Raw genomic sequence first — 21,487 nt, 5'->3', positions numbered from 1 at the left:
CACTATTGATGTATATAAATATTAGGAGATATGAACATGAAAGCAATTCAACTAAATCAATATGGTCCAGTAACTGGACTCACAACCATTACAACTGAAACGCCTAAATTATTAAAAAAACAAGTATTGGTGAAAAATCATGCTATCGCTATCGATCCGTATGACGTAAAGTTTATCGCTGGAAATATGGGGAATTCCGAAGAATTGCCTTTAATTCCTGGTTCTAGTGTTGTTGGTGAAGTCATTGCAATTGGCTCTGACGTTACTGATTTCAAAGTTGGTGATCGCATCGCTGCAACCCGCCATCAAAAAACATATGCGCAATTAGTACCAGTTGGTCAATCTGCTGCCACTAAAGTTCCTGATAATATTGATGACGCCCACGCCGTTGCTGCTGTTATTGGTGCGGCAACTGGATACCAAATGATTCATCGCGATTTAAATGTGCAACCAGGTCAAAAGGTCCTTATTCAAGGTGGTGCTGGTGCGGTTGGTTCCGTAGCGATTCAGGCTGCACTAAACATTGGTGCAAAAGTCTTTGCAACGGCTAAGCCTGCTGACTTTGACTACTTAAAATCATTTGGTAATGTTACGCCAGTTGATTATAATACTGCCTATGAAAATGAACTTTCTGATTTCGATGCTGTGTTAGATACAATCGGGGGGCAGGTTTCTATTCAATCAGCTAAAATTTTAAAGAAAGGTGGCGTATTACGTAGCCTAGCTAGTCTAGACGAAGATGCCGTTGCCAGCTTTAATATTGATGCTGCCAGCACTTTCTCAGATGGTAAACGTCCAAACTTACAAGCCTTGTTTGATGACATGGCAGCAGGAAAAATTACAATTCGTATCGGTCAAATTTTACCCTTTACCTTAACTAACTTACAAAATATTCACGAACAAGCACGTCAACATTCATTACAAGGAAAAACAATATTAACTATGACGGAATTTTAATATCCGACTATCTTTGATACAATAAGGCCATCATTAAACAAGGAGTTTACCCAAAGATGTTATTTACTGAACGTGATTACTATGAAGATGTTGTTAAAATGTTGGCTGACCGTGGTGTTAGTCTAGACGCAATCGCTGAATTAACCGTTGCCGGTCAAAAGGATCACATTCCTGATATGACTCACGAAGATGCCGTTGACTCTATCAAACACGTCCTACACAAGACTGAGGTGCAAGACGCAATTATGACTGGTTTAGCAATTGATGACCTAGCTGAAGCAAATCAATTGCCTGCACCATTACAAGACCGCATTAGTCGTGACCACGCAACGTATGGTATTGATGAACAATTAGTAATGTCAATTCTTGGCGTATACGGTACGATTTCATGGACCAATTTTGGTTATCTAGATCGCACAAAGCCCGGTATCGTTGGTCAATTAAATGACGAACAACACGATGGTGGCCGAGTTAACACTTTCATCGACGATATTGTGGCCGCCATTGCAGCGGCAGCGGAAGCAAGGATTGCGCATGATTAAGGAAGAGCTGATATAACTACCGTTTTGAAGTCCAAAATAAGTGATAAATTTGGCATGCTGCCGGAGCAAAGCGTAGGCGTATGACATATTTATTGCTTATTTTTGACGGACTGGTAGTTTATCGCGTTTAGGAAGAGCCTTGCCAATCTGCGGGTAACATTCCGGTATAAGACCTGTTTTGTGCCCTGACGCTGTCAGGCGTCTGGGTCAAAATTGGGCTTATATTACCTGGATTGAAAATTTATCGCGTTTATGAAGAGCGGATATAACTACCGTTTTAAAGTACAAAATAAGCAATAAACACAAAAAAGCCATGGTAAACATTTCCGTTTACCATGGCTTTATTTTTAAACGCTATTATTCTTCTGATCCAAGACCGTACTTAGCAACTAGTGCAGCTAATGCACCACCAACCAAAGGTCCGATGAAGTATGCAGCAATGTGAGTCAATGCTGTTGCTGAGCCGAACATTGCGAAGAAGATTGCTGGTCCAAATGAACGTGCAGGGTTCAATGAAGCACCAGTAACTGAAACACCGACAGTGATCAATGCAGCCAATGTCAAACCAATAATCATTGGAGCTGCTACTGAAGATGCAGAAGCCTTCTTTGAAGTTACCATCAAAATAACTAGAACGAACAAGAATGTCAAAATCAACTCAATAATAGTTGCACCAATAAATGATACAGGAGCTGTATAATCAGTTTGACCGAAACCAACTTGCTTGATCATTGTGGCGTTAGCACCAACACTTTGCATGATTGCCCATACAACAGCTGAACCTGCAAGACCACCGATTAATTGTGAAATCACATAACCAACAAATTCTCCCCAAGTGATACGGCCGTTAATGGCTGCACCCAAAGAAACAGCTGGGTTAAAGTGACCACCTGAAATTGGGCCAAAGGCATAGGCACCAGCTGCTAAAGCGATACCAAATGCCAAGGCAACAGGAAGTGGACCTGTTTGTAGGCCAACTAATACCACCGTACCAGTACCTACAGCGACTAACATCAAAGTTCCGAAGAACTCTGCTAGATATTTACGCATATTACTTTCCATAATCTATAATTGCTCCTTAAATGAGATTGCTTCGTTTAATAACGAAATAAATAAACTAACATTAACTATATAACAATATTGCACTTAAAATCAGCTTTATTTACCAATTTTTAAACTTAACGTCCAATAACTTTTAAAGCTTCCTTATCCAAAGCATACCAAGTGTTAGTTGCGTTTGCCTCAAATTGCTTGATAAAATCAGGTCCATCTTCCTTTGGGACAGCTGATCCAACTAACTCATTATCCATACCTAAGATTTGTAAAGCATTAAACTTTTCATCCCAGCGTACAGTATAATAATTACCATCCATTTTTTCATCAACGATTGATTGAAAACCGGCTTTCAAGGCTTCTTTAATGACATCTTCTTCAGATACAGTAAATCCACGACCCGCCATTAATGCAACGCGATCACGAACATCTTGCATATCTTCTGGAATTTTTTCAACATCCATTGTCACTCTCCTCCTTTTTTCTTACTTTATATTAAAAAATATTGTACTAGAAACATTTTAACAGTCAGTTGCGATATAATAAACAGTGAACGTAATAATTGATTATTAATATAAAATTTACAAGGAGATTGCTTTTCATGATTGAGTCAGTCACTGCACAAGAAATGCAACGATTTAGCCACTATACCATTGATGAAATTGGTGTTCATCCATTAGTATTAATGGAACGAGCAGCTATGGCTGTTATTGATGTACTAGGGGCTGGTAATTTTGATTTATCCAATGTGCTAGTCATTGCTGGATTAGGCAATAATGGTGGTGATGGGATTGCCGTTACCCGAATGTTAGCTCAAAAAGGAGTTAACGTTGATTTACTATTACTAGGAGATGAGCATCGCGCCACTCCCAATACTGCTAAACAATTAGACATCGCCCGTAATTATGGTATTATGCCACATAGTCGTGTGCGTGATTTCCGTCACTACACCGTTATTATTGATGCCCTATTTGGGGCTGGATTATCAAAACATGTCCCAGTTAAACTTGGTGACATGATTAAGCGTGTTAATTCTGCTAATATTCCAGTCGTTTCGGTTGATATTCCTTCAGGATTACATGCCACAACTGGCGCAATTTTAGGCTCAGCCATTCGTGCCACTGCAACCGTTACCTTTGCCTATCCTAAGAAAGGCCTTTTGCAAAACGAAGGACTTAAAAGATCTGGTAATATTTATGTCAAAGATATTGGTATTTATTCGCCAGACGAATTATCAAACTTTAAGAAAGAGAGCAGCACCCAATGAAAATTGTTTTAGTCGGTGCCGGACCACGTAATTTAACATTATTAGAACGCCTTATGTCTTACGCTAAGGGTACTACAGACCCAATTGACATTACCTTATATGATAACTTCCCAATTGGCGGACGTGTTTGGAATCCGGACCAAGATCCTACTTTTTTGATGAATACAGTCACACGCCAACTGACGTTATTCCCAGATCCTTCAGTGCCAAATCATGCTGCCACAGCTACTTATGGTCCTAATTTTTACGAGTGGGCCGTTACATACGGTAAAGAATATGTAGAACGTCGTCAATTTATTAATGAAGAACATTTTCTAGATGAAATTGCCCGCATTAATCCTAATCGTTTTACCTCACGTGCCCTTTTCGGTGCCTACGCACAATGGTTCTATGAACGTTTAGGTTCACAGGTACCTGGTAACGTTATCTTATCTTATGAGCGCAAGCAAATTACTGACGTTGCACGCCAAGATTCACAATACACTGTTACCTTAGCAGATGGTAAGTCATTTATTGCCGACAAAGTTATTTTAGCAACTGGTATGACTGATAGCGTCTTGTCACCAGAACAACAAGCCTTTGCCGATGCCGCTGATGCCAACAAAAATATGCTTTACATCGCGCCAACTCATCCAGCTGAAGCGCATTTAGATGCAATTCCAGCTCGTCAAAAAGTTGTTCTTCGCGGATTAGGTTTAAGCTTTTTTGACTACCTAGCCAAGCTAACAATTGGTCGCGGTGGTCGTTTCGCACGTGATAACAATAGTGTTTTGTACTATCTACCTTCTGGTAATGAGCCTCATATTATTGCTGGTTCACGCCGTGGGTTGCCGCTACATGCACGTGGTATCAATCAAAAAGTCAATGCCGGCTATAAGCCCCTATTCTTTACAAATAAGAATTTAGATAAGTTAGCCGCCGAAAATGATGGTCAATTATCTTATGATGCCTTTTTCAAATTATTGAAAAAAGAGCTAGAATATAAGCATTATCGTAATACAATTAATGATTTTGGTATTACCTGGCCATTTAATGCTAACCACTTTATGACTGCTTTAGCTGAAAGTGATGATTTAAATACAACAGCTCGCCAATTTGGTGTTGCCGAAGAATACATCATGGATTGGAAGCGCATCCTTGATCCTGTCGCTGATGTTCCTGAAGAAGTCGAATATAGCGACTTCATGATGAACTACTTAACATGGGATATCAATGATGCTTACAAGGGTAATGATGATGCACCATACGCCGGTGCATTTGATATGTTACGTGACATCCGTTCAGTTATTCGTCACTATTTAGATGCTGGTTATCTTAATGACGATGAATACGAGAAATTCTTAAAGCATTTCAACCCATTCAACTCATTAATTTCAGTTGGCCCACCAATTTTGCGTATTGAGCAAATGCGTGCACTAATTGAAGCTGGCTTATTAACAGTTGCCGGACCTGGTCTAAAAGTAGACATTCAAGACACGCATTACGTTGTCACAGATAGTCGTCACAACCGTTGGACAGTAGATAATCTAGTTGAGGCACATTTATCACCACTATCACTAACAAATACAAACAATACTTTGTTAGCTAATTTACGTGACCACGAATTATTGAGTGAAGCAACGTATACACGTTCAGATGGTACGACTTACTCAGTCGGTGGTATGCGTATGAATAAAGATACGTTAACTGCAATCGATACCCACGACCAAGAAGTTCCTGGGCTATTTATCTGGGGAGTTCCAACAGAAGGTTGGTCATGGTTTACAACCTTCTCACCTCGCCCTGATATTTCGGATAAAAATTTGATTGATGCCGAAAATATCGCTCATACGATTTTTGAGTAATATTTATTCCATCCATTAAAAACAACATAAAGAAAAAGCGTTTCGATTAATTTCGAAACGCTTTTTTCTTTACAATTTATAAAATCATCGGATTATTGTACAACATCTTGATCTTGATGCTTCAAATTGTAAATGAATGCTAATGCCATACATACAACAGCAATGATAAAGATATTTTTTAAACCAGAATGATAAATGTTATGCATAACTGGTACCAATTTATTAGGTAACTCATTTACCGTATGTGGATTAATCATTTTATTGAACATATCCACATTTAAGTGTGCTTCTGGATGTTGTGATATACCATGTAGTAACGATTGGTTCATAACAATACCAAAAATTGAGATAAAAATACTCTGTGACAAACTACGGATTAATGTATTAAATGACGTTGCCATTCCAATATGTTGTGGTGCAACGACGCTCTGTGAAATAATCGTTGAGCCAGTGACAGTAATACCAAATCCCATTCCTAAGAAAATACCGATAAATAAGAATACATAGAATGAAACATTTGCTGGCAATAACGCAATAACTGTTCCACCAACAACTAACAATCCCATACTAATCATCAAAATCTTTTGTGGCTTTAACTTTGATAACATTTTACCAGCAAAGAAAGATCCAACAATCCAAAAGATTGAACTAGGCGTTGTCGCAAAGCCTGCTAATGTGGCTGGCAAGCCTAATATTCCTTGTGTCCATGATGGAATATAAACATCAAACGCAATCAAGAATACTGACATCATTCCTACCGCAAAATTTTGTATGGCAAATGTCGGATTCTTAAATAAATCAAGCAAAATAATTGGATCAGCTGCGCGTTTCTCTTGTCTAATAAACAAAAGTAACCCTATAATTGCCATCGCAAACACAATTACAACAGCAAACACGTTTATCGTTGTCTTGTTGATTAACTCAACACCATATAATAATCCTGATATGGCAACTGACAACCAAACAACACCCCAGACATCCAAACGACTGTGCCCAACACGAGCATTTTCTTTTAGGAACGCAATAATTAATCCCATTGATAACAAGCCGAATGGTACATTAATAAAGAATACCCAACGCCAACTAAAGTTATCAACAATCAAACCACCTAACAATGGCGCTGCAACAGATGCAATACCCCAGGCTGAATTATTAATTCCCATAATTTGTGCACGTTTCTCTGGTGGATAAATATCAGCAATAATTGTATTTGATATCGGCAAAACAGCACCGGCACCAATTCCTTGAATAGCACGCCAAAAAATTAATTGTGGCATACTTGCTGAAAGTCCACTTAACATTGATCCAGCTAAAAATATGATTAATCCACTAATAAACACTGGCTTACGCCCAATATTATCAGCTAGTTTTCCATAAATAGGTGTCGTCAAAGTACTTGTCATTAAGAAAATTGAAAACACCCAATTCATAATCGAGATACCATGAAGGTCACCAACAATCGTCGGCATCGCTGTCGAAACGATTGTTCCCTCAATGGCACTCAAAAACGTCGCAATAAAAAGCGCGAATGTTACCATTCCTTTATTCGTTTTTTCTTTTTCCAAAACGCTCACTCCTATTTTTATAATTCCATTAACAATCAATCTTAGCACACAGCCAACATTATCTACAAGCTCCGTTATTAATATATGACTACAATATAAAAACCAAAATGACTAATAGCCATTTTGGTTTCATTTAAATTTATTTACTTATTCATTCTTGAATGACGAATACCGTATGTCATATACAAAACAATTCCAATGATAAACCAAATACCTGCTGCAATTAAAGTTTCAGCATGTAATTGCGTAATCAAAAATCCTGATAACAAGGCAGAAACAATTGGCATAACTGGATATCCTGGCATTTTGTAACCATCATGATTAACGTCCTTACGGTGACGTAATGGCAAAATTCCAATAGATACAACAACGAACGCCAACAAAGTTCCAACGTTAACCAAATCAACCAACTTATCCAATGGTACCAAACCACTAAAGATGGCGATGACAATTGTTGCAACTGCCAAGGCACGATTAGGATTACCATGCTTGTTTACTTTTCCAACGCCACCAGGTAGTAATCCATCACGACCGACTGCATAAATCAAACGTGAAGCTGCATAAGTCATTGTGTACATCATTGTTGCCATTCCAATTAGTGCACCAATTGTAATAATCAAAGATGCCCAATTTTGACCAACTTGTTGTAGTGCAAAAGCGGCTGGATCAGCAACGTTCAACTTTGAGTAATGTACCATCCCCGTCAAAACCAGTCCCATTGCACCGTACAAAATAGCAGCCACAATCAACGTACCAATAATACCAATCGGCATATTACGCTTAGGGTTCTTAACTTCAGCTGCAGATGATGACAAAGCATCAAATCCCAAGAAAGCAAAGAAGACCATTGATGTTCCGGTAATAATTCCTTGCCAACCAAATGCGCCGTTAATACGCTCTGGAATAAGTGGGTGGTAATTACTACTCTTAATGAAGAAGAAGCCAATCACAATGAATGCCAAGATGATAACCAACTTCAACACAACCATCGCATTTTCAACACGCTTTGACTGTCGCATACCACCACGCAACAATAATCCAACTAACAATACAATCACAACAGCCACAATATTAATATAAGTACCATGAGCTGGATCAAAGGCACCTGATAGTGCCGTTGGAATTTTAACTAACGGTGATATTAAGTTAGCAAAATATGCTGACCAGCCAGTTGACACAGCAGACACACTTAGCATGTACTCCAAAATCAAAGCCCATCCTAAGACCCAACCAATTACTTCACCAAAAATAACATTTCCATATGAATAAGCTGAACCCGCAACTGGCATTGCCGTAGACATCTCAGAGTAGGCCATTGCAACCAAACTAGATACCAAAGCTGCCAAAATAAAACTAAAAATAATCGCCGGCCCAGTTGTAGTTGCGGCTACCGTTCCAGGCAAAACGAAAATTCCTGATCCAATAACCGCCCCAATTCCAAGAGCCATTAAATCTTTTGCATTTAATGTTTTCTCAAAATTTTCATCACTACTCATATAGGTGTCTAACGACTCTTTTTTAAACATTCGTTGCCACATTCCCATACGCAATCTCCTTCTATGTAATTAATACTAAAATCATTGTCATATATACCAATAATACCTAAATATAATAAAAAAACACGCATTGGATAATAAATCATATCCAATACGTGTATATGCAGATAATGCATATCAAGGTGTTTTTGATTTCACACACACATTTGGATACCTTTACCGTCATCCAAATGCTCAACGTAAATAACTTTACGCATAATTCGGATGACTAACCGAAATACGTAAAGTAACTAAACGCTTGCGTTAATGACAAATGACCTTGCATAATCTACACTTCCTTTTTTTAGTTTACCTTCTAGATAATAAGCCCAATTTGCAATATTGTCAAATTTTTTATGAAAAAAGTCTCATAAAAAATTAATCTACTAATAATTGGTAACCTAACCGATCACCATATTCGAATGGCACCATACCTCTATATGTAAATGCCGTCTTTTTAATAACATTTTGCATAATAACATTTTCTGGAAATGTATCAATGCGAATATCGCGATAACCACGCGCACGGGCCAAATTAACCAAATCACGCGTTAATGTTTTCCCAACGCCTTTACCACGAATAGCTGAATTAATTGTCACACGATGAATGGCCACATATTCAGGCTCTTCACCAACCCATTCACCTTGTAAAATTTCATATTCATCTTCAGGACCTGGAACCAATGAACCATAGCCGGCAACTTGACCATCATAAATTAAAACAATGCCCCAACCGTTTTCAATATCATTTTTAAATAAAGCTTCACTTGGCGCACCGTCACCTTGCCATTGTGATGCGCCTTGCTCGCCCAAGTATGCAACGCCATCTTGGAATGCAGCCCAAATTTCTGGAAAATCTTTCATTTGTGCTGGTCTAGTGTACATTAACATAATCGTTTCCTCCGCGTGCCCATTGTTAATGAAAATAATAATGGTACGTTTCTTATTTAATAGCTACTAAATTATTAAATAGCAGAACATTATACTAACAAATCATGACATAAAACCCAATACTTTTTAAATAAGAATTTATCTCATTTTTTTCGTTATTATTTTTCATGAACGAAAAAAGACTTGCAGCGTATTAACTCCAAGCCTTTTTCATCGCTAAAAAGATAGCCAGCGTCTCTTTTGAATCAGCTAATGCACGATGTTTTTGCTCACCTACATTAACTTGATATAACTCTGCTAAATCTTTTAAAGAAATATCTTGCGGATTACCCATAATCGCACCATGAATCTGTTGCGTGTCATACAACTTACCACGAGTATCCCATTTTCCTAAATTATTACGTTGTAGACCTTCTTTAATTAACTGTACATCCCCATCAACAATGGCATGACCAACAACAGCATAATCACCCACAAAACGCATAAATCGACTTAATGCCCGCTCTTCAGAAATACCATGATGAATCATATCTAGCGTAATCCAACCATCCTTATTACCCATAGCTTTGGTAATGTACTTAAACGACTTCATCGCACTTCCTACTGGGGGGTTATTAACAATCACGGAGAATTTCTCAATATTTTTTGAACCCGTAATTTTAAGTGCGCCAATTTCGATAATTTGGTTACTACCATTCATCTCCAAATCAAACACAACGTAATTCTCTAAATCCGTAAATAACATTTTTTTGGAGCCTCCCTCATTATAATTAATATATGAATTCCCACTATTCTTTATTGTAACAATAATATGATTAATCTGATATTACCTATTTTTATGCATAATAAAAAAGCAGATTACCAAAAACACATTTTGATAATCTGCTAATATAATAATTTATCCCATTAATACGTAAATCAAAGCAAGTGCAACGACAACTTGGAAAATGATTGTAACTAAACCGTAACCCATGAATTTAGCACCTGATGACTTGATAGTTGACCACTTTAGATTTAATCCAATACCAGCCAAGTTAACAACTCCAAAGAAACTTGTAATTTCTTGTGCTGAATTAGTAAGAACATGTGGTAACGTCACAAATGAATTAAACAACATGAAAATAATAAATACAATAACAAACCAAGGAATACTGAACTTATTCTTTGTTGCTGATGCCGTTGTTGTTTGTGCTGAAAGCTTTGAGGCATGTTTTGCCATAAAAATAACAACAACTGACAACATAATCACACGTAGCATTTTAAAGATTGGAGCAAAGGTAACAACGCTACCACCAACCAAAGATGCAGTACCAGAAACTTGACCAACAGATTGTACGGTTCCACCAATCAAGGCACTAACCATCATGTTATTTGGCAAAATAGCTGGTCCAATTACTGGCAAAACAAATAGTAGGACAACTCCAGCTAGCGAAACTGTCGCAACTGTTGTCCGTCGTTGATCATCTGTCGCACCAACAGCTGGTGCAACTGATGCAATCGCACTAGATCCACAGACAGCATTTCCAGCACCCATCATCATTGCTGATTGTGATGATACCTTAAAGACACGACCACCAATCCACATAACAAATAAAATAGTTAATGTCATTTGTAGCAAAATGAAGATAACTCCACTCCATCCGAGTGATTCCATATTCTGCAAAGTAACATTTAGTCCTAACAACGCAATTCCAATCTCAATTGGATACTTTTCTGCCCATTTAACACCGGCACCCCACCGCTGATTAGCAAACACTGTATTTCCTAAAACAATTCCAGCTAACATGGCCAATGCTTCTGCGCCCAATTTTGGTAAAAATGGTGCTAAAAGCTTTGCAACAACTGCCAACACCAACGTCAGCAAAATTCCTGCCACCATATTTTTCTTGATTCTCATAACAAACTCCTTAAATATACATTCACGAGCTCATATTATACACCTTATTCTTTAAGACCACTCTAAGAAAGGTTCATATGCACACTGGAATTAACAATTATGTACTTTTTACAAGTTAATATCTTGAAAATTATGTGAAATATCGCTAATATGGATAAGGTTTTAAAAAATAATTTTGTACATGAAAAAATACATATTTAACAATGAAAGGAACTTGAAATGGTCCAAGTAAAATCGCCTTATTGGCAAAAAGTCGTAGATGATGCTCAAAAGCATCCGGCCGTCCCCGGTCTAGAAAAAATACCATTCTTTACAATGGCACCAATGGAAGCTGTTACTGATTCAGTTTTCCGTCGCGTTGTCGCTAAAGCTGGTGGTCCTGACGTCTACTTTACAGAATTTACAAACGCCCGTAGTATTACTCATCCAAAAGCAAAATTTACGGTGCAAGGACGTCTATACGTAGAAGAATCAGAAAAAATGCCGGTTGCCCAACTATGGGGAAATCGTCCAGAAGATTTTGAAGCCGCTAGTTATGACTTAAAAGAACGTGGTTACGAAGCCCTTGATTTAAACATGGGTTGCCCTGCAGCAACCGTTGTTAAAAATGGTGGTGGTTCAGATTTAATTCGTCATTTCGAAGATGCCAAAAATGTTATTGCTGCAGCTAAAGCCGCTGGTCTAGCTGTGTCTGTTAAAACACGCCTTGGTTTCAATCAAATCGATACTTTTGAAGAATGGATTCCGTTCTTGCTAAAGCAAGACATTCCATTGTTAACCGTACACATGCGTACACGTAAAGAGATGTCAAAGGTTCCCGCTCACTATGAGTATATCGACCGTTTAATTGCATTACGTGATGAAATTGCGCCTAATACTTTGCTTCAAATCAATGGTGATATCAAGGATCGTGAAGATGGACTTGAATTAGTGCGCCAACACCCTGGTATCGACGGTATCATGATTGGTCGTGGTATCTTTGAAAATCCATTCGCGTTTGAAATCACCCCTAGAGAACACACCTTGGATGAGACACTTACTTTGTTACGTATGCAATTAGATCTATATGATCAATTTACGGCAAAATTTGGACCAATGCACTTCCAAAAATTAAAGCGTTTCTTCAAGATTTATGTCCGTCACTTCTCATATGCTTCTGATTTACGTGTCGCATTGATGGATACAACCAATACAACACAAGTTCGCGAGCTACTTGACCAATTTGATAAGCAATGGGCTGCTCAAAAAGCATCTGATACTATTGCTATCACGACAAAATAGTTAAAAATATTCAAGGTCCGTTAATCTGCCATTCATAATGGTGAGATTAATGGACCTTTTTAACGTTCAATATAATTAATCATCCAACATATATAGCATGATATAATTTCAACGTAATTAATCCAGAAAGGTAAATTTTTTCATGAGTAATAAAAACAATCTTAGTGAGTTACTTACTTTAATTGATAAAAGTGCACACGCAAAAGAAACAAAATCCACTCCAGAATTAAATGCCATTTTCCTAAAATTTAATGAAAAAAAAGATCATAATCTCAACAAGGCTCTACTTGATTTAAAAGCAGACATTAATTTCTATCAATTACAACATAATTACCAAGCACCTAAATTTCTTACTAGAATAGCCCTAGACATTTCCCAAGTTAACAACGTTAATGAGGGCGCTGGTATTGGTGCTTTCTTTTCTAATTTATGGTTTTAACTAATGATTCAAAATAAAAAAGAACATGTTCCGAAAGTTATCGGAGCATGTTCTTTCATATTATTTTACTTAGTTGGTTCAAAAATCAAATGCTCGTTTACAAAGGCATTCAATCCTAATTCACTCAACTCACGACCATAACCAGAGTTCTTAACACCACCAAATGGTAACTCAGGTAATGATGCCCAACCTGAATTAATAAATGACATTCCAGTCTCGATTTGAGCTGCTACACGTTGTGCATGTTCAATGTCACTTGAGAAAATTGTGTTACCAAGACCGTAACTTGAGTCATTAGCTAAAGCAATTGCTTCCTCTTCTGAGTTTACCTTGTATACTGAAGCAACAGGTCCAAACATCTCTTGATTATAAATTGGATTATCCTTAGTAATATCTGTCAAAATTGTTGGCTCAAAGAAGAATCCATCCCCACCAACATGATCTTGACGATAAACTAAGGTTGCTCCACCATCAATCGCCGTTTGAACTTGCTTTTGTAACTTTTCTTGCGCGCTCTTTGATGATAATGGTGCCACATCAGTAGCAGGATCCATTGGATCACCAACTTTTGCCTTTGAGAAACCATCCTTTAACACGTCAATAAACTCATCATACTTGTCAGCCATTACAATAAATCGCTTTGATGATGTGCAGACTTGACCAGCATTATATAAACGAGCTCCTGGTGCTACGGCCTTAACTTCATCCCAATCGGCATCATCCAAAATGATAAAGGCATCGTTACCACCAAGTTCTAAAGTTGACTTCTTTAATGCTTCACCGGCCTCCTTGGCAACAGCTGATCCACCACGTTCTGAACCAGTCAAACAAACACCAGCTACACGTGGATCATGAATAGCCTTAGATACCAAGTCATAATCAATAAACAAATTGTTAAGTGCTCCCTCAGGTGCACCAGCCTCTAAAACAATATCTGCAAATAATTGTGCAGACTTTGGACAAATTGAAGCATGCTTTAAAATAATAGGATTTCCAACAATAAAGTTTGGTGCAAATACACGAACAACTTGATATAGTGGGAAATTCCATGGTTCTACAGCAACAATAATACCAGTTGATTGCTTAATATAATGTGCATTACCTGCGGGTGTTTCCAATGGCGTATCAGCCATGAATTCTTCACCCTTGTCTGCATAATAAGAAACAATACTTGCACATAAATCAACTTCCCCTTCAGCTTCAGTCAACAACTTTCCCATGTCGTAAGTCATTGCCTTAGCTAGCTCTTTCTTATGCGCAATAATAGCATCAGCAATCTTTGCCAATACATCTGCACGTTCCCGAACCGATGTACCACGCCATGTCTTATACAGTTCATGACCAGTTGCCAATGCTTGTTCTAAATCTGCTTCAGTTGCATCATCATACGTCTGCAACACTTCCCCAGTATATGGATATGTGGTTTTGTATGTCATAATATCCCCCTTAATGAAAACGACAACAATTCTACGCCACTATTATAACGCCATTTTCCAAAAAAGGGGGATAAACTTTTTCACAATCTATTAATTTTAACCTTATAAAAATCACAAGTAGTGCCTTAACGACGGCTTTTTTTACGGTTGCCTTTGTTTGTGATATTTTGCGTTGTAGCAGTCTGACGATTCTTAGCAGCAGGTCGTTTAGCTGCCGCAGGCACTGGGTCTATCGGATTTAAACTAGTTGCAAAAATGCCTTCTAACCAAGCAATAATAATCTGACCAATAACCATAATAGTCCCAACTAAATTCAAATAGACAATTAGCACAAGCAATGATCCCAAAGATTGATAAAAGCCAACATTTTTAACAGTAAATTGTGCATACCAACCAAATGAATAATTTAAAATAATCATCAGAACAACTTCTATACCCGAACCAATAATCAATGGCTTCACGGCAAGACGCTTAGCCGGCATTGCAATATTAAACAAACATATAATGAGCCAAAGTCCAATTAGCGTAATAAGCCAACGTTGTTTAGTAATAAATTCCAACCATTCAATTCCTGGAATAGCAGCAATAATTGCAGGTAAAATAGCGCTAACTACCATCACTAATCCAACCGAAAGTAGTATAACTGCTAACCATAAAAAGCTGAATACGCGAGTTAATAACCCACTAACTCGTTCAGGAACATCATAAATAGCATTAAACGATTTACGAATGATTGCCAAAACAGAACTAGCTGCCCATACGGTTGTCACAATTGAAAATGACAAAATTCCAACGCCACCTTTTAACACCGACTGAATAATCGGACCTAAAACATTCATAATGTTTGCAGGTAACTGTTGTGATAGCAAAGTGATTAAATCATGCGAATCTAACCCTACTAAACTCGCAACTGCCCCCACACTCATCAAGATCGGAACCAATGACAAAAGTGCATAATAAGTAATGGTTGGTCCCACCATCTTCAAATTGCCTCTTTTAATATATAGTTGTAATTGCGTCAACTGAAATTTTTTTGTCAGGCGGTGTACATCAACAAGTATTTGTCGCATGTTTGTTCATCTCCTTTATTAAATATATATTTCAGTATCGCAATGTTTGCCAGAGATAGCAAATATTATTCCATTAATAACAAGCGATTATCATTGTTTTAGTATCAATTTTTAAGTTAAACATTTTTAACTAATGATACTTAACCTTTTAATTTTCAATTCAAGTATGAAAAAAACAAAAAGAGGCTGAGTTCTATCTCAGCCTCTAAAAAGTATATTCTACTAAAATTAGGTAATCATTTATTAAATAGAATGTCCCTTACGATATTGCCATTTTATTTTCCAAATTCCATAAGCAAAAAATGGAATTATCATGAATTTATTCCTCACTAATAACTATCTCCTTACTAAATATACTTATGCTTTGCATAATGCCACTTGATATTTACAAATCCACGACCTAAATAGAAAATTTGAGCCAATTTAAATTTTTTCATTTTTCTCACCCCCTTTCCTTAACCTTATTTTTAAATAAAAGAAATTTATTAGCTACAAATACAAATAAAAACGAAACAACATATGTTACAAAAAAATCAAATATAAGCATTATAATAATGCCTGATAGCGTTGGCTTACTGACACTTACAGCCAAATTTTGTGTACTACTATGTTGTGCTAATCCATTTATTTGTGGTTGCAAATAAAGAGAGAGCGAATCAGTAAATACAGAAAATAATAAACTGATAGAAACAACAGGTAATATATTACTAGTCCAATCCTGCCTTCCAAAAGCAAATGCCAATCCCAATCCTAACAAAAGTATTGGACCATAACTTTGAACAATTAAAAATGTAAAAATATTATCTGACATATAAAATAATGGAGACAATATTGCCAAAAACGCAATTATTATTAGTACATTTCCAGTTTTTTTAATCATTATTTCTCCTTAAATTAAAATATTTCTGCGTAAATACAAAAATCATAAAGCCCATGTAAACAAGATCCATACCAAATTTTTTGGGTATGCCTATAAATAAAACCAAAAATTATACCTAATGGCAGGCGAATAAACAAATTTGTACTAAAATCATTAAATAAACCATGTCCGACAAATGAAAAAATAATACCTTGTAATAAAATAACTAGCCAGAAATGATTTGGATAACAATTCATAGCTACCATTCTATAAACTATCTCTTCTGAAAATCCAGTTAATAACATAGACATTGCAATTATAGTTATTGAAAATGGTGTTTTAAGATTATCAGAAACACTACCGATTAATATAATGCTAATGAGCATAATTAATATGCACACAAATACTGATAAATTTATTTTCAAGTTATATTCTAATTTTTCTTTCATCATGCTATCTTGATAAAACACGAAAAAAATCAGTAAATTACCAGCTACTATGATACGAATTATATTTTGTAATAATATTGCATATTCCATTGATATACTATTATTCCATATAGCAACAAATATATTTAAAAATGAAACTATCAAAGAAAAGCATAAACTAATACCACAATTTATTAATAAACCCAAAAAAATTAAATTATATTTATAATCCATTTAATTATATTCCGATTTCAATATGTCAGTTATATTTTTATTTGCGGCTATTGTTGCCGGGCTGATACTAGATATGAAACCAATAATAATTGGTATAAATCCTACCATTAACATTTCCTCTACACTTATATAAGTATCAATACCTAAAACTTTCATGATTAGAACTGCTACTTGGGAAATAATATCACCTATGAACACTCCTGCTACTAATAAGATTAAACCTTCTATAATAAATTGATTCCGAATATTCTTTCTAGTAGCCCCTAATGTCCGTCTTAATCCTATCTCATTTGACCTAATTGCAATGTTGGCATACATACTACTTGAAATACTGAATCCAGAAACTATAAGTGAAATCGAAGCAACTATAACAACTAGTGTTGTTATTTTACTAACTAATCCGTGCATACTGTCAGATAATACAGTATCATCCAATACAACTAAACCACCATCACCAGAGTGTAATTCATCATATTGATCGATTATAGTGTCTTCTAATTTTTTTATACTATGTTCTGATTTTAAATCAAAGTTAACATTTAACATGTTATTAGAAATATGCAATCCCAAATTCTTAAAATGAGTAGCGCTAATTAAAATATCTGGTAGATTACCACCATCCAATAGATTAGTAGTATATAAACCTTTAATGATAAACATTTTGCCATTTATAAAGATACTACTGTTAATTAAAGAATTTAAAACACTAGGTCTAATCCAAAGCGCAGATTGATTTATAAATACAGAATTATCTGTATCTAAAGCATTTTTATTACCTTTAATGATTTTAAACGTAGAAAAATCTGTTATTTTACCAATAGTCGCCAAATGTTGTTCCTGTTTTAATAACGTATCTACGTTACTCATTTTTTCATCACTAGAAACATTAAAACTTTGCACTTCTGGAATGTTATTAAGGTAACTAAAATCTTTGTCACTAATTGATTGTTTAGTATTGCTAGTGTAAAGAAATGATAATTTATTAGAAGACATGGGTTTCAATTGAGATGCTATATTGTTAGCTAAACCATTTCCGATAGCAATTATAAGTAATACACTAATCATGGATATAATTACAGATACAAGAACTGCTCCATTTTGTTTAGGATAGGAACGAACGTCTTTAATTCTATATACTAATTTTTCTCGTATATTCAAATTTTGTGTACTCCTTTAGTATCAACTACTATTTTTTGCTTTGCATAATCTGCCAGTGATAAATCATGAGTAACTAATATGATTGTTTTACCTAAACCATTAAGCTTTCTAAGTAGCTCCATTATTGATTTTCCTGTGTCTTTATCTAGCGCACCTGTTGGCTCATCTGCTATGACAATATCTGCGTCATTAAATAGTGAGCGTGCAATTGCAACACGTTGTTTTTGTCCTCCAGAAAGTTGATTTGGAAATTTATGTTTGTGTTCCAAAAGGCCAACTATTTTTAATAACTTATTTACATAAGTACGTACATCTTCTTTTTTTTGAGGATTTGTTTGATACTCTCTTTGCAATTGAACATTTTGTTCAACATTTAGGTTTGGTAATAACTTAAAATCTTGAAATACAAAACCAATTCTATCTCTTCGTAATTTAGACAATTTATAATCAGACATATTTTGAATATTTTCATTGTTTAATAAATATTCTCCATCAAAATTATTATCTAATAGAGAAATTATATTAAGTAAAGTTGTCTTACCTGAACCAGACTCTCCTACAATTACAACAAAATCAGCTTGTTTAATTTGTAAAGAAACGTTATTCAAGATTGTCTTTTTATTTTCACCATCAATATATGATTTAGTTACATTTTTAAATGATATTAAATTATTCATTTTTTAACTTCCATGCCTACATGTAATTCACCGGATGGAGAAATTAGTACATTATTGTCAATGACTTTGTTAATCTTCACGTGAACCTTGGTCCACTTGTTTGATAGTTTTGCGGTTATAACGTTATTTTTTTGAATCATTTTTTTCGGCAGAATAAATTCATGGGACAATATTTTTACAGATAAATGTTGTCCAAATTTCACTTTACGTAAGTCTAATTTACTTTGATCTAAAATTTCTGATATAACTTTGTATTTTGATATACTTCCATTTTTATTTATAGGCACTGCAGAAATAGACGCAATTGTAGTATTCCCTTTAATTTCAGGATTTGAAATTAGCTGAAAATTTAAAGGCATGCCTATCGAAATATTACTTATTTCATTTTCTGTTACATAAAATGAAATCCGAGACTCAGGATAATAAATTATAGGTATATCATTCTGAAATGAAAAAATACCATCAATGGGTGACACCATGTTATTAGTAGATATTTTTTGGTTTTTATTTAACCATGCACCATCATCTACTAAAGAGTTATTTTTAAAAAAATTAGCAAGCAAATATGACTTCACAGTATCTACAGTAGCTAGTTGTGCTGGCATATTATAAGGTCTTAATTTAACTTTTGTTTCTTTATTTTTATAAATATCAGAACTTTTCATCTGATTTTGCTCTTTCACAAAGAGTAAACTGACGAGAACACTAACAATTAAAACAACTAGAATAACAATTAAAGATATTTTGTTTTTAATTTTCATACTCTTGTAAAAATCCCTCTGAAATTTGTAATATTTTTCGATTATTGTCATTTATTACATGATGTGTTATTTCAATAACTTGTTTGCTTTTGGATAAATCTTGCAATAAGTTGTTTATTAGCATGCTACTAGCTTTATCTAAATTTGACGTAATTTCATCACATATTAAAACATCAAATTTAGAAGCAAGTGCTCTTGCAATAGAAAGCTTTTGTGCTTCACCGCCTGAAAAGACGGAAGTATCACTTATCAAAGTGTCTAGCCCATTTCTATTTTTAAAAGCATCCCATAAATTTACTTTTTTTAATGTTTCAATAAGTATTGTGTCACTAATCGGTTTGTCAAAAGAAACGTTATCACGTATCGTTCCAATGAAAAATTTTGGATTTTGTTCTATATAGGCAATTTTATAATTTTCAGGTATATAAATATTACCTGATGATATGACCTCTAGTCCTAACATAGCCTTTACAAGAGTGCTTTTCCCAACACCATTTTCACCCATTATTGCGTAATAATTATCTGTAAACTCATAAGAGACATTTTTCAGTATGTTTTTATCTTTTTTTTTAATACATACTTCATTTAACGTTATATATTTAACAGGTTTATGGGTTGCTAGGTTATTTTTAATATTTACTGAATTTTTTAAAATCTCAGAAATATGTCGTAAGCCCTTTAATTGTCCAATATCTTTTTTATATTCGAGAAAACCATTAAATGTTCCAATTAATGATTGTAAAAGGTTAACTAACAACATTATTAATGCTGCAATTGATCCATAATTCATGGTACCGTCATCTAATTGTTTACCTATAACGTAGGTTATGGTAATAATGAGACCAGAAAAAAACAATAATTGTATGGGCCCAGAAAAAATACTAAGCAGGAGCCCTTTTATACTCCATTTATATAATTTTTGGGCTTGTTTTTTTTCAAGAGTCACTGCATGTTGCTCTAAATTTAAAACTTTAATTAAATTCCAATTTTCAAATAAATTCAGAACAACTCTCAAGTAATCCGATCCTGCTTGTTTAAACAATTCGGAATATTTAGATAATACAATTCCAATTACACCCATAAATACCGCAAATATTACGACAGAAATCATAAGTATTGTAAATAATTCCTTATTTAATCTGAATAACAAAAAAAGAGAACCTATAAAAATTATTACCTCCTTACATAAATTAGGTATTGTTGAACTAAATAGACTACCAATAGCTTCTGTATCATTTGTTAATCTGTTAGAAATTTCAGCATAAGATTTATTAAGGTTATAACTGGATTGCTTAATAATTTGAGCAAATTGCTTATTTCTAATATTTAGTATTATATTTTCGCTTGATAAACCTACTAGTAATTGACTTATAAACGAAATAATAATTATAAATAGCAATAGCTCAACCAAATGATTAACATAAATATGTTTAAATTGATTTTTAACAGCCAAATTTATCACATTTTGTAATTTTTCGGGTATTTGTATCTGAAGAACAGCACCATATAAAAACATAATAATTCCAATAATCCAATAAACTACGAATTTGAAATTAAATCGATCAATAACAATGTGAAACATATTTATCCCTC

At 35.0% G+C, this 21,487-nt stretch carries 21 protein-coding genes; 6 read left to right on the top strand and 15 right to left on the bottom strand.

Going from position 1 to position 21,487, the window contains the following annotated elements; translation table 11 throughout:
* Positions 1 to 36 precede the first annotated feature (36 nt).
* Entirely contained in the window at positions 37 to 957 is a 921-nt protein-coding gene (locus GA0061074_RS02930; protein ID WP_092461694.1) for an NADP-dependent oxidoreductase, read from the top strand.
* Between the two features lie 56 nt (positions 958 to 1,013).
* A complete protein-coding gene (locus tag GA0061074_RS02925; protein ID WP_092461691.1) occupies positions 1,014 to 1,499 on the top strand; it encodes a phosphatidylglycerophosphatase A family protein in 486 nt (161 codons plus the stop codon).
* A gap of 357 nt (positions 1,500 to 1,856) precedes the next feature.
* On the opposite strand, the gene GA0061074_RS02920 is transcribed toward GA0061074_RS02925, so the two are convergent.
* Positions 1,857 to 2,561 carry an MIP/aquaporin family protein gene (locus tag GA0061074_RS02920; RefSeq protein ID WP_174855268.1) on the bottom strand — a complete coding sequence of 235 codons (705 nt, stop codon included), beginning with the start codon at positions 2,559 to 2,561 and terminating at the stop codon, positions 1,857 to 1,859.
* Positions 2,562 to 2,677: 116 nt separating this feature from the next.
* Positions 2,678 to 3,016: a hypothetical protein gene (locus tag GA0061074_RS02915; RefSeq protein WP_092461689.1), complete on the bottom strand. Its 339-nt coding sequence runs from the start codon at positions 3,014 to 3,016 to the stop codon at positions 2,678 to 2,680.
* 137 nt (positions 3,017 to 3,153) lie between these two features.
* On the opposite strand from GA0061074_RS02915, the gene GA0061074_RS02910 reads away from it, so the two are divergent.
* A complete protein-coding gene (locus GA0061074_RS02910) occupies positions 3,154 to 3,819 on the top strand; it encodes an NAD(P)H-hydrate epimerase (protein WP_092461687.1) in 666 nt (221 codons plus the stop codon).
* On the top strand, positions 3,816 to 5,663 hold the full coding sequence (locus tag GA0061074_RS02905) for an FAD/NAD(P)-binding protein (protein WP_092461685.1): 1,848 nt from the start codon (positions 3,816 to 3,818) through the stop codon (positions 5,661 to 5,663). The genes GA0061074_RS02910 and GA0061074_RS02905 overlap by 4 nt, the downstream gene beginning before the upstream one ends.
* A 92-nt stretch (positions 5,664 to 5,755) precedes the next feature.
* On the opposite strand, the gene GA0061074_RS02900 is transcribed toward GA0061074_RS02905, so the two are convergent.
* The 5 genes from GA0061074_RS02900 to GA0061074_RS02880 all read right to left on the bottom strand — a co-directional run bounded on the left by GA0061074_RS02900 (position 5,756) and on the right by GA0061074_RS02880 (position 11,551).
* The gene (locus GA0061074_RS02900) at positions 5,756 to 7,228 is read right to left on the bottom strand and encodes an MDR family MFS transporter (RefSeq protein ID WP_240005830.1); all 1,473 of its coding nucleotides are present in this window, start codon (positions 7,226 to 7,228) and stop codon (positions 5,756 to 5,758) included.
* Positions 7,229 to 7,371: 143 nt separating this feature from the next.
* On the bottom strand, positions 7,372 to 8,772 hold the full coding sequence (locus GA0061074_RS02895; RefSeq protein ID WP_092461683.1) for an APC family permease: 1,401 nt from the start codon (positions 8,770 to 8,772) through the stop codon (positions 7,372 to 7,374).
* Positions 8,773 to 9,141: 369 nt separating this feature from the next.
* Positions 9,142 to 9,654 (bottom strand): GNAT family N-acetyltransferase, encoded by a 513-nt coding sequence (locus GA0061074_RS02890; RefSeq protein ID WP_092461681.1) that lies wholly within the window; start codon positions 9,652 to 9,654, stop codon positions 9,142 to 9,144.
* A gap of 193 nt (positions 9,655 to 9,847) precedes the next feature.
* The gene (locus GA0061074_RS02885) at positions 9,848 to 10,399 is read right to left on the bottom strand and encodes a 3'-5' exonuclease (protein ID WP_092461679.1); all 552 of its coding nucleotides are present in this window, start codon (positions 10,397 to 10,399) and stop codon (positions 9,848 to 9,850) included.
* A 153-nt stretch (positions 10,400 to 10,552) separates the two neighbouring features.
* Positions 10,553 to 11,551, bottom strand: coding sequence for a YeiH family protein (locus GA0061074_RS02880; RefSeq protein WP_092461677.1), 999 nt, complete (start codon positions 11,549 to 11,551; stop codon positions 10,553 to 10,555).
* A 219-nt stretch (positions 11,552 to 11,770) separates the two neighbouring features.
* Between GA0061074_RS02880 and GA0061074_RS02875 the strand changes: the two genes are divergently transcribed.
* On the top strand, positions 11,771 to 12,832 hold the full coding sequence (locus GA0061074_RS02875) for a tRNA dihydrouridine synthase (protein ID WP_092461674.1): 1,062 nt from the start codon (positions 11,771 to 11,773) through the stop codon (positions 12,830 to 12,832).
* 142 nt (positions 12,833 to 12,974) lie between these two features.
* On the top strand, positions 12,975 to 13,271 hold the full coding sequence (locus tag GA0061074_RS02870) for a hypothetical protein (protein ID WP_092461672.1): 297 nt from the start codon (positions 12,975 to 12,977) through the stop codon (positions 13,269 to 13,271).
* Between the two features lie 65 nt (positions 13,272 to 13,336).
* On the opposite strand, the gene GA0061074_RS02865 is transcribed toward GA0061074_RS02870, so the two are convergent.
* From GA0061074_RS02865 to GA0061074_RS02830, 8 genes are all read right to left on the bottom strand, one after another.
* Positions 13,337 to 14,707 carry an NAD-dependent succinate-semialdehyde dehydrogenase gene (locus GA0061074_RS02865; RefSeq protein ID WP_092461670.1) on the bottom strand — a complete coding sequence of 457 codons (1,371 nt, stop codon included), beginning with the start codon at positions 14,705 to 14,707 and terminating at the stop codon, positions 13,337 to 13,339.
* A 125-nt stretch (positions 14,708 to 14,832) separates the two neighbouring features.
* A complete protein-coding gene (locus GA0061074_RS02860) occupies positions 14,833 to 15,777 on the bottom strand; it encodes a YihY/virulence factor BrkB family protein (protein ID WP_092461668.1) in 945 nt (314 codons plus the stop codon).
* A gap of 442 nt (positions 15,778 to 16,219) precedes the next feature.
* A complete protein-coding gene (locus GA0061074_RS02855; RefSeq protein WP_092461666.1) occupies positions 16,220 to 16,657 on the bottom strand; it encodes a hypothetical protein in 438 nt (145 codons plus the stop codon).
* A gap of 14 nt (positions 16,658 to 16,671) precedes the next feature.
* Positions 16,672 to 17,298, bottom strand: coding sequence for a CPBP family intramembrane glutamic endopeptidase (locus GA0061074_RS02850; RefSeq protein ID WP_092461663.1), 627 nt, complete (start codon positions 17,296 to 17,298; stop codon positions 16,672 to 16,674).
* Positions 17,299 to 18,456, bottom strand: a complete 1,158-nt coding sequence (locus GA0061074_RS02845) for an ABC transporter permease (RefSeq protein ID WP_092461661.1) — start codon at positions 18,454 to 18,456, stop codon at positions 17,299 to 17,301. It lies immediately after the preceding gene.
* Positions 18,453 to 19,133 carry an ABC transporter ATP-binding protein gene (locus GA0061074_RS02840; protein WP_092461659.1) on the bottom strand — a complete coding sequence of 227 codons (681 nt, stop codon included), beginning with the start codon at positions 19,131 to 19,133 and terminating at the stop codon, positions 18,453 to 18,455. Before GA0061074_RS02840 ends, GA0061074_RS02845 begins: the two co-directional genes overlap by 4 nt.
* A complete protein-coding gene (locus tag GA0061074_RS02835) occupies positions 19,130 to 19,894 on the bottom strand; it encodes an efflux RND transporter periplasmic adaptor subunit (protein ID WP_092461657.1) in 765 nt (254 codons plus the stop codon). Before GA0061074_RS02835 ends, GA0061074_RS02840 begins: the two co-directional genes overlap by 4 nt.
* Positions 19,884 to 21,476 carry an ABC transporter transmembrane domain-containing protein gene (locus tag GA0061074_RS02830; RefSeq protein WP_159426645.1) on the bottom strand — a complete coding sequence of 531 codons (1,593 nt, stop codon included), beginning with the start codon at positions 21,474 to 21,476 and terminating at the stop codon, positions 19,884 to 19,886. The genes GA0061074_RS02835 and GA0061074_RS02830 overlap by 11 nt, the downstream gene beginning before the upstream one ends.
* Between the last annotated feature and the right edge of the window lie 11 nt (positions 21,477 to 21,487).

The organism is Weissella bombi, assembly GCF_900094835.1.
In the GTDB taxonomy this organism is placed as follows: domain Bacteria; phylum Bacillota; class Bacilli; order Lactobacillales; family Lactobacillaceae; genus Weissella; species Weissella bombi.
The sequence above is the reverse complement of the archived record's forward strand: the minus strand, read 5'-3'. Positions and strand labels throughout refer to the sequence as shown.

What these genes read in the sequence shown, in the direction of transcription:
- GA0061074_RS02885 (WP_092461679.1), bottom strand. Translation starts at nt 10,399, where the DNA reads ATGTTATTTACGGATTTAGAGAATTACGTTGTGTTTGATTTGGAGATG.
- GA0061074_RS02905 (WP_092461685.1), top strand. Translation starts at nt 3,816, where the DNA reads ATGAAAATTGTTTTAGTCGGTGCCGGACCACGTAATTTAACATTATTA.
- GA0061074_RS02855 (WP_092461666.1), bottom strand. Translation starts at nt 16,657, where the DNA reads ATGATTAAAAAAACTGGAAATGTACTAATAATAATTGCGTTTTTGGCA.
- GA0061074_RS02910 (WP_092461687.1), top strand. Translation starts at nt 3,154, where the DNA reads ATGATTGAGTCAGTCACTGCACAAGAAATGCAACGATTTAGCCACTAT.
- GA0061074_RS02920 (WP_174855268.1), bottom strand. Translation starts at nt 2,561, where the DNA reads ATGGAAAGTAATATGCGTAAATATCTAGCAGAGTTCTTCGGAACTTTG.
- GA0061074_RS02870 (WP_092461672.1), top strand. Translation starts at nt 12,975, where the DNA reads ATGAGTAATAAAAACAATCTTAGTGAGTTACTTACTTTAATTGATAAA.
- GA0061074_RS02835 (WP_092461657.1), bottom strand. Translation starts at nt 19,894, where the DNA reads ATGAAAATTAAAAACAAAATATCTTTAATTGTTATTCTAGTTGTTTTA.
- GA0061074_RS02925 (WP_092461691.1), top strand. Translation starts at nt 1,014, where the DNA reads ATGTTATTTACTGAACGTGATTACTATGAAGATGTTGTTAAAATGTTG.
- GA0061074_RS02830 (WP_159426645.1), bottom strand. Translation starts at nt 21,476, where the DNA reads ATGTTTCACATTGTTATTGATCGATTTAATTTCAAATTCGTAGTTTAT.
- GA0061074_RS02850 (WP_092461663.1), bottom strand. Translation starts at nt 17,298, where the DNA reads ATGGATTATAAATATAATTTAATTTTTTTGGGTTTATTAATAAATTGT.
- GA0061074_RS02860 (WP_092461668.1), bottom strand. Translation starts at nt 15,777, where the DNA reads ATGCGACAAATACTTGTTGATGTACACCGCCTGACAAAAAAATTTCAG.
- GA0061074_RS02875 (WP_092461674.1), top strand. Translation starts at nt 11,771, where the DNA reads ATGGTCCAAGTAAAATCGCCTTATTGGCAAAAAGTCGTAGATGATGCT.
- GA0061074_RS02840 (WP_092461659.1), bottom strand. Translation starts at nt 19,133, where the DNA reads ATGAATAATTTAATATCATTTAAAAATGTAACTAAATCATATATTGAT.
- GA0061074_RS02930 (WP_092461694.1), top strand. Translation starts at nt 37, where the DNA reads ATGAAAGCAATTCAACTAAATCAATATGGTCCAGTAACTGGACTCACA.
- GA0061074_RS02915 (WP_092461689.1), bottom strand. Translation starts at nt 3,016, where the DNA reads ATGGATGTTGAAAAAATTCCAGAAGATATGCAAGATGTTCGTGATCGC.
- GA0061074_RS02880 (WP_092461677.1), bottom strand. Translation starts at nt 11,551, where the DNA reads ATGAGAATCAAGAAAAATATGGTGGCAGGAATTTTGCTGACGTTGGTG.
- GA0061074_RS02895 (WP_092461683.1), bottom strand. Translation starts at nt 8,772, where the DNA reads ATGGGAATGTGGCAACGAATGTTTAAAAAAGAGTCGTTAGACACCTAT.
- GA0061074_RS02865 (WP_092461670.1), bottom strand. Translation starts at nt 14,707, where the DNA reads ATGACATACAAAACCACATATCCATATACTGGGGAAGTGTTGCAGACG.
- GA0061074_RS02890 (WP_092461681.1), bottom strand. Translation starts at nt 9,654, where the DNA reads ATGTTAATGTACACTAGACCAGCACAAATGAAAGATTTTCCAGAAATT.